The organism is Paenibacillus sp. AR247 (assembly GCF_002968895.1).
GTDB classification, from domain to species: domain Bacteria; phylum Bacillota; class Bacilli; order Paenibacillales; family Paenibacillaceae; genus Paenibacillus_AQ; species Paenibacillus_AQ favisporus.
In genome coordinates this window covers 1,526,579-1,534,300 of record NZ_PCZT01000009.1, presented here as the reverse complement: position 1 = coordinate 1,534,300, position 7,722 = coordinate 1,526,579, and the positions used below count along the sequence as shown (strand labels likewise).

Here is a 7,722-nt window from a genome sequence, read left to right as displayed (position 1 = left end):
AATCATGAACACGGGCCTGTTCGATTTTGATGCGGCGAGCCAGTCTTCCGGCTGGATTCAGGAGCTGCAGCGCGAACATCATACGCCCGAAACGGAGGAATACGGCATCGGCTCCTTCGTGTACCGCCGGCGGGTCCCGTTTCACCCGGAGCGTCTTGCCGCGCTGCTGTCGGACTGGCCGGAGGAGATCGTCCGCGCCAAGGGATTGGTCTGGCTTGCTGTCCGCGGCGACATGGCGGCGAGCATCAGCCAGGCGGGGCCGTCGATCCAATTCGGCCCGGCAGGCTATTGGGTCGCTTCGCTTCCGGAGGCGGAGCAGCACGAATGGCTGGCACAGGAGCCCGATCTCCGGCGCAGATGGGACGAAACCTGGGGTGATCGGATGAACGAGATTGTGCTGATCGGGATCGGCATGGACCGGGAAGGCATTACCCACCGCCTCGATGAGTGCCTGCTGACCAGCGGTGAGATGGAAATGAACTGGGCGGAGTTTCGTAATCCGCTGCCTTGGATCGAAATCCAGTAACATACGTTCCGTAGAGAGCTTGGCCGTCCGAAAAAGGGTTCATTCGGGCGGCTTTTTTTCGTAAATCGCCAAGTTACGCCTTCCGAGGCTCTATGGAGCATCACATGCCCGTCCCGCGTTTGAATTTGCCGGATTGCGTGTAAAGGATAAGGGACTTCACCCGCCGCCCATGCGTGAAAACGCAGGCTCGGGGAGACACTACGGTCAAATCCAAGGAGGGACGATGATGGCATGAAAGCTGTAACCTATCAAGGCAAAAAGAAGGTGGAAGTGAAGGAGGTCGGCGACGCGAAGCTTGTCAAGCGGGATGACATTCTCGTCCGGGTGACGAGCACCGCGATCTGCGGTTCGGATCTTCACATTTACCACGGGCTGATTCCGGGGATGTACGACGATTATGTCATCGGTCATGAGCCGATGGGGATCGTCGAAGAGACCGGACCGGATGTTACCCGCGTCAAAAAAGGCGACAGGGTCATCATTCCGTTCAATGTTGCGTGCGGAGAGTGCTTTTTTTGCCAAAACCAGATGGAAAGCCAGTGCGACAACGCCAATGACGCCAAGGATACGGGCGGCTATTTCGGCTACTCGGAGACGTACGGCGGTTACATGGGCGGGCAGGCGGAGCTGCTCCGGGTCCCCTTCGGCAATTTTGTACCGTTCAAGGTACCGGTGGATGCGGAGGTGGAGGACGAGAAAATCCTGTTCCTCTCCGATATTCTTCCGACCGCCTATTGGGGCGTGGACAATGCCGGCGTGAAGCCCGGCGATACGGTCATTATTCTCGGCTGCGGCCCGGTCGGTCTGCTGGCGCAGAAATTCGCCTGGCAAAAAGGGGCCAAGCGCGTCATCGCGGTCGACCATGTGGATTATCGGCTGGAGCATGCCAAAAGAACAAACAACGTGGAGACGTACAACTTCGAGAAGACTCATGACATCGACCAAACGCTGCTTGAGGCGACAAAGGGCGGAGCGGACGTTGTCATCGACTGCGTGGGGCTGGATGCCAAACGGACTGCTATGGAGAAGGTCGAGACAGCCCTGATGCTGCAGGGAGGATCGCTTGGTGCCTTTAATACAGCCGCCAATGTCGTCCGCAAGTTCGGAACGATTCAGGTGATCGGGGTGTACGGCCTGAAATACAACATGTTTCCATTCGGTCATCTGTTCGAGCGCAACGTACAGGTGAAAATGGGACAGGCCCCCGTCATTCATTACATGCCCGAGCTGTTCCGGCAGATCCAAACCGGGAAAATCGACCCGACCGACATCATTACGCATCGGCTGCATATTAGCGATGCGCCGCGGGCTTACGAAATTTTCGATAACAAGGATGAGAGCTGCATCAAGGTCGTGCTGAAGCCCTAGGAAGATATCAAGCGGGTTCAGAAGTACATGCCGCGATATAAGCGAATCACTGAATCACAACCCCAAAAAGGAGCAGTGTGCAGGAATGATCCTGCCACCCTCCTTTTTTTCGTATACCTGTACAGCTTCTGACTCGTGTAGTGAGGAAACGCCCCTGCTTTCAAGTTTTTTGCCGACGTTATAAATTCTTTAGAATTGCCTCCTATACTTCTTGGCAGGAGGAGATTATATGAACGAAATGAACGAGACTAACGTACTGGAAGTATTGAACGTATCGAAAAAAGCGGGGGCGCGTACCTTGGTGGACCACGTGTCCTTTTCCATACAGGCGGGGGATGTATGCGGTTTTGTCGGTCCGAACGGAGCCGGGAAAACGACGCTGATCCGGATGATGACAGGACTGATCAAGCCGGGGGGCGGGAGCATCCGTATTGACGGAACCGATGTGGGGCGCGAGCGGGTCAAGGCGCTGTCCCGGGTCGGGGCGATTGTGGAATCGCCGATCTTTTTTCCTTATATGTCCGGCAGGGACAACCTGCTGAACCTGGCAAGGCTGCATCCGAATGTGCCGGGGACGGAGCGGAAAGCACGTGTGGAGGAGGCTCTGTCGATTGTTGGGCTGAGCGAACGGGGCTCGGACAAAGTAAAAACCTACTCGCTCGGTATGAAGCAGCGGCTTGGCATCGCCCAGGCTTTGCTTGGGGATCCGCGGCTGATCATTCTGGACGAACCGGCGAACGGCCTTGACCCGATGGGCATCCGCGAGCTGCGCCAGCTGATCCAAAGGCTGAACCAGGAGCGCGGGATTACGTTTCTGGTTTCGAGTCACCTGCTGGACGAGCTGCAGCGGATTTGCAGCCGCTTCGTCATCATCAAGGAAGGCAAGCTGGTCTGGGAGGGCACAAGCCGCGAGTGGCAGGAGGCGGCCGGGGCGAAGGGGATCGAAGAGCACTTTGTGGAGATGATGACCTCATGAACAGATCCTTATTTCTAAGCGAGTGGGAACGGATGTGGAAGCGGAAAATCACCTGGCTGTTCCTGATCGCCATGCCTGCCGTCGTCGCGGCAACCGCCAAATATTATGCCGGCCACAATCGGGGAATTTCACCCGCGAGTGCGGAGTATACCTGGGCGGGGAATTTTCCGGTAATGGCCTTGATCGAGCAGCTGATCGTTGTGTTCAATGTGATGTCTCTGATCCTGCTCACGCTTTCCGTCACGGAGGAATACCGCAGCGGGCAGATCCGGATGGTCATGCTCCGTTCGTTCACGGCAGGGCAGCTGCTGCGCGCCAAATGGCTGGCTCATATGGCGGTGATGGCGCTGTATTTTACCGTATACCTGCTGTTGTCGGTGGCCGCCGGCCTGCTGTTCTTTGAGCCTCATGAACACATTCAGCTGTTTTACCATGACCATACCGTTCCCTTAAAAGGGATGATCGGCTACACCTTGTTGTATTATGGACTTGCGTTTCTGAGCGTGCTGGCGATCGGGAGCGTCTTCATGGCGGCGGCCGTACTTTCGCGAACGACGACGGGCGCCGTCGGTTTGGGGCTCGGATTTCTGCTGTGCTCACTCGGATTTCCGCTGATTTATGAGCTGGCCAACCGGGTTGGCGGTCTGGGACTGCCGGCGATGCTCAAGTATTTGTCGTTGACCGAAATCCAGTACAGCGGAATCGCGGTTATGCTGGGTCAGGCCCAGGCAGTGAGTTCGGAAGCCGCAGCTCTGACCGCGCTGCTTGTGGGCTTAGGATATGCTGCGGTTTTCGGCGCGGGATCGCTGCTTGTATTTTCAAAATCGGACCGGTGGATGTAAGGGGGATAAATGATGCTTGCTATGATGTTAAGCGACTGGGAGCGAATGTGGAAACGGAAAAAGACGCTCGTCAGTCTGCTGATCTTTGTTTTCATCGTGGGATTTGACTGCTTGTTTTTAAGCATGCAGAAGTTGGGGGCGTTCGATAACGTATCGACCGTTCCGCTTGTGTCGGAAAATTTCACTTTGTTTTTGTTGAAAGAGGTGTCGTTCTTCATCGTACTCATTATCGGACCGATGCTGATCATCGACAGCATGAACGGGGAGTACACATCAGGGCAGCTGCGGATGGTGCTGATTCGCCCGGTATCCTTCGCCAAGCTGTTCCTGGCTAAATGGATGAACCTGGCGGGAATGCTGCTGCTGTTCACGGCTGTAACGTTTGCCGTCGGCGAAGCCTTCGGCTATGCTTTTCTGCCCGGCGCGGATACCGTGGTGTTTTTGAATCCGGAACAGCAATACGGCCCGATTGGGGCGTTCATCTACTGCTTGAAGTCTTACGGCCTTTTTTATGTGATCCTGCTGGCGCAGCTGAGTCTGACCAGCCTGATCTGCACGCTGCTGCCGGGCGTTGTGCTCAGTTATTTGGGGTGGATTGCGGTCGCAGCCGGGTCTTTGTATGTCTCAGACTCACTCGGGTTTCTTCTGATGGGAATGAGTGCGATCTTTAAATTGACAGCGGGATTATACCATCATCCTTTTTATTTGCCGCTTCTGGTGTGTCTTGGATTCGGTTTTGCCGTTACAATGGGATTATGGCAGCGGAGAGGCTGGACCAAATAGAGAGAGAAGAAAGAGGTACATGGAATGAGCGACAAAATACTGATCGTGGATGACGAAGCCGAAATTGCCGCCCTGCTGGAGCAGGCGCTGACGATGGAGGGTTACGAAGTGATTACCGCCGCAGACGGGCGTGAGGCGCTGGAACGGATCCACGACCGGCCGGATTTGATTATTCTGGACGTCATGATGCCGCACGTCAACGGCTTTGAGCTGTGCCAAATGATCCGTGAGGAAGTAGGCTGCCCGATATTGTTCGTAAGCGCGAGGCAGGCCGAAGCAGACCGGATTCAGGGGCTGTCCATCGGCGGCGATGACTATATTACGAAGCCGTTCAGCATCCGGGAGCTGAAGGCCCGCGTCGCGGCCCATCTCCGGGGGGAGCCGGCGGGCTGCCGGCCAGCAGGCGGAGCGGTCCACCTTGCGGTACGGGCTGCTGCACATCGATCTGAAGGGACGGAGCGTCGCCTACAAGCAGACCGAGATTCCGCTGACTGCGAAGGAATTCGACATTATCGAGCTGCTTGCGCTGCATCCCGGCCAGGTTTTTTCCAAGGAGCAGATCTATGACAAAGTGTGGGGGCTTGAGGCGATGGGCGATGCCAGCACGGTAACGGAGCATGTGAAGAAAATCCGGGCGAAGCTGACCGGTACGGATCCGGATACCCCATACATCACGACGGTTTGGGGGGTCGGCTATAAATGGGAAAAATCGGCTTTATAGAGCGGCTTTCCATTAAAAAGCAGCTGATCTCTACGTTCATCCTGATCATGCTGCTCAGTCTGGTGCTGACGGCGGTAACCTATATTCTTGGCTTCTGGTGGCTCACGAGCAGCAGCTGGTTCAATCCGGCCAATCACTACGAACAGAAGATTCCGGCGATTGCCGCATACTCTCGCAGCTTGGGAGAAGCGGTGCTGGATCCGGCCAGCCGGCCGAAATTGGAGGAGAAGATTCCCGGAGAAGGGATCAAGTATCAAGTGATGGACGCCGGGGGCAAGGCGTTATACGGAACGCTGACCGGACCGGTTTTTAAGCAAAAAGGGGATTTGGTCCAACGCTTAAATACCTCTTTTTCGCGGCAGCCCAGCATCGGGCTCGGCGGCGTCATTACGAAGATCGTCCCGGTGACGTCTTCCTCTGGAGAACTGCGCGGCGCCATCGCGCTGGAGTACAAGCTTGAGGTGACTTCCAACGGCGGCCCAGGGTCAGCGGATATTCTGAAGTTCGCCCTGAATATTTGTTTTCTTGCGGCGCCTTTTATTTACATTGCGCTTTTTACTTATATATTTGCAGCCCGGTTCGGAAGGCGGATCAGCCGTCCCGTTCACGAACTCATCGATGCATCCGAGCGGATCCGCAGGCAGGACCTTGATTTTACGATCACTTACAAGGCGGCCAATGAGCTGGGGCTGCTCACCGATTCTTTTGAAAAGATGCGGGCTGCTCTAAAAGACTCCCTCCTCCGGGAATGGAAGCTTGAGCAGGAGCGCCGGGATATGATGGATGCCATCGCCCACGACCTCCGGACACCAATGACGATTATTCAGGGCAACGTAGAAATGCTGACGGATACCGCGGGAGTGATTCCGCGTGACAAGCTGGAAGAACGCCTGCGCGTGGTGGAGGGCAACATTCAACGGGTCAACCGGCTGATTCAGGATATTCAGGTGGCTTCCGAGAAGGATATGGAATATTTTCCGCTGTATGTGAAGGAAACGGATGTCGCGGAGTTTGCGGGCGCCAAAGAACGGGAGATCCGCTATCTGTGTGCGGGCAAGCAGATCCGGCTGGAATATACGGTGACCGATGAGCGGCCGGAGCCGTATCCCGTCTATATGGACGTTCAGCGCGTCGGGCAGGTTCTGGATAACGTCATCACGAACAGCCTCCGATATGTTCCGGAGAAGGGGAGCCTTATCGTATCCCTCACCATTCGCGAGAAGGACATCCGGTACGAAATCTGTGATACGGGGCCCGGGTTCAATGAAGCGGACATTCCGAATCTGTTCCGAAAATTTTACAAAGGCGACAAGGGACAAACCGGGCTTGGCCTATATACAGCCCGCGTCATTTGCGATAAGCATGGGGGAGGCATTCAGGCTTTCAACCGGCCGGAGGGCGGGGCCTGCATTACGTTTACGGTTCGGACGGACATGCATAACCGTGAATCGGGGCAATGAACGGAATGCGTCCATAAGGCACCGGCAAAGACAGGATGCGTTCATCCTGTCTTTTGTTTTGTTGGCGGCGGGTCTCACAACGAAACGGTGAATGAGATCCCCTAACCGATGTTTATGCGAAAGGATGCTTCCCTTTTTTTCGTCTTAACAGGCTTGAAGTGATGGCGAGCATCCAACGCGTGTTTTTTTGGGATTTGACGGATTTATAACGATCGGCCGATTCCGTAGTTTCTGATACGCCGGCATGTTTGCGGTGATGCTCAGCTTGGCGGTATTCCATCAACTTTTCTTGTACATAATGATGTTCCAGCATGTGTTCTCCTCCTCGAATAAATGTTCCGGTATTGGATGAATCTGTATTTTCTCTGTCTAATGCCATTATGATCTATTCAAAAGGGGATAAAAAGTGTATACTTGCGCAAAAGGATTTCCTCTTTTATTTGGGACGTCAAGCAAGGGGGGCTGAGTATGCTGTTGGATGAAAGGTATTTGCTGCTGCATGAGCGCTTTGGCGGCGGCACGGAGCTGGGGATACCTATCGAAGTAACGCTTGATGAGCTGGCCGATGCGCTGTATTGCACCAGCCGTAACGCCAAGTTGATTTTAAGAAAACTTGAAAGCGAGCATTTGATCGAGTGGCTGCCCGGGCTGGGCCGGGGGAACCGGTCGAGGATCGTGTTCAAAGCCGACAAGGAAGCCTATTTGATCGAGTATTCCCAGCATCTCGTGGAGAACGGCGATTACAAACGCGCCTTCGACCTGATCGGGGGATTTGGAAACGGAACGTACGCCAAGCCGAAATTTCTCGAATGGCTGGATAACCACTTCGGCTACAAAAAAGGGGAGAAGGCGGCCCCGATGATACGCTGATCTTTCCCGTGCTGAAATCTCCGCATACGCTGGATCCCGCCGATTTGCTGTACGCGTTCGATTCGCATTTGATCCGGCAAATTTTTGACCGGCTGCTGAGGTTTGATGAACAGACCGGCACGATTGCGCCGATGATCGCTCATACCTGGTCATCGAACGACAGCGCCACGGAATGG

The 7,722-nt window shown here is 55.0% G+C and carries 9 protein-coding genes and 1 pseudogene; 9 read left to right on the top strand and 1 reads right to left on the bottom strand.

Annotated elements, in window-relative coordinates:
• From CPT76_RS15320 to CPT76_RS15290, 8 genes and pseudogenes are all read left to right on the top strand, one after another.
• On the top strand, window positions 1–526 hold a 526-nt coding region (locus CPT76_RS15320; RefSeq protein ID WP_146116323.1), incomplete at its 5' end, for a CobW family GTP-binding protein.
• 231 nt (window positions 527–757) lie between these two features.
• A complete protein-coding gene (locus CPT76_RS15315; protein ID WP_105443503.1) occupies window positions 758–1,894 on the top strand; it encodes a zinc-dependent alcohol dehydrogenase in 1,137 nt (378 codons plus the stop codon).
• A 238-nt stretch (window positions 1,895–2,132) separates the two neighbouring features.
• The gene (locus tag CPT76_RS15310; RefSeq protein WP_089550150.1) at window positions 2,133–2,870 is read left to right on the top strand and encodes an ABC transporter ATP-binding protein; all 738 of its coding nucleotides are present in this window, start codon (window positions 2,133–2,135) and stop codon (window positions 2,868–2,870) included.
• Complete coding sequence (locus CPT76_RS15305; RefSeq protein WP_105443502.1) at window positions 2,867–3,712, top strand: ABC transporter permease; 846 nt, start codon at window positions 2,867–2,869, stop codon at window positions 3,710–3,712. Before CPT76_RS15310 ends, CPT76_RS15305 begins: the two co-directional genes overlap by 4 nt.
• A 12-nt stretch (window positions 3,713–3,724) precedes the next feature.
• On the top strand, window positions 3,725–4,495 hold the full coding sequence (locus tag CPT76_RS15300) for a hypothetical protein (protein ID WP_105443501.1): 771 nt from the start codon (window positions 3,725–3,727) through the stop codon (window positions 4,493–4,495).
• Window positions 4,496–4,519: 24 nt separating this feature from the next.
• Window positions 4,520–4,795, top strand: a pseudogene (locus tag CPT76_RS41450) (response regulator); the annotation flags it as partial.
• A gap of 118 nt (window positions 4,796–4,913) precedes the next feature.
• The gene (locus CPT76_RS41445; protein ID WP_308737589.1) at window positions 4,914–5,216 is read left to right on the top strand and encodes a winged helix-turn-helix domain-containing protein; all 303 of its coding nucleotides are present in this window, start codon (window positions 4,914–4,916) and stop codon (window positions 5,214–5,216) included.
• Window positions 5,195–6,676, top strand: a complete 1,482-nt coding sequence (locus CPT76_RS15290) for a sensor histidine kinase (protein WP_105443500.1) — start codon at window positions 5,195–5,197, stop codon at window positions 6,674–6,676. The genes CPT76_RS41445 and CPT76_RS15290 overlap by 22 nt, the downstream gene beginning before the upstream one ends.
• Before the next feature lie 112 nt (window positions 6,677–6,788).
• Here CPT76_RS15290 and CPT76_RS15285 read toward each other — a convergent pair whose 3' ends face one another.
• The gene (locus CPT76_RS15285) at window positions 6,789–6,989 is read right to left on the bottom strand and encodes a hypothetical protein (protein WP_105443499.1); all 201 of its coding nucleotides are present in this window, start codon (window positions 6,987–6,989) and stop codon (window positions 6,789–6,791) included.
• 155 nt (window positions 6,990–7,144) lie between these two features.
• On the opposite strand from CPT76_RS15285, the gene CPT76_RS15280 reads away from it, so the two are divergent.
• Complete coding sequence (locus CPT76_RS15280) at window positions 7,145–7,546, top strand: SgrR family transcriptional regulator (RefSeq protein ID WP_105443498.1); 402 nt, start codon at window positions 7,145–7,147, stop codon at window positions 7,544–7,546.
• The last annotated feature ends 176 nt before the right edge of the window (window positions 7,547–7,722 follow it).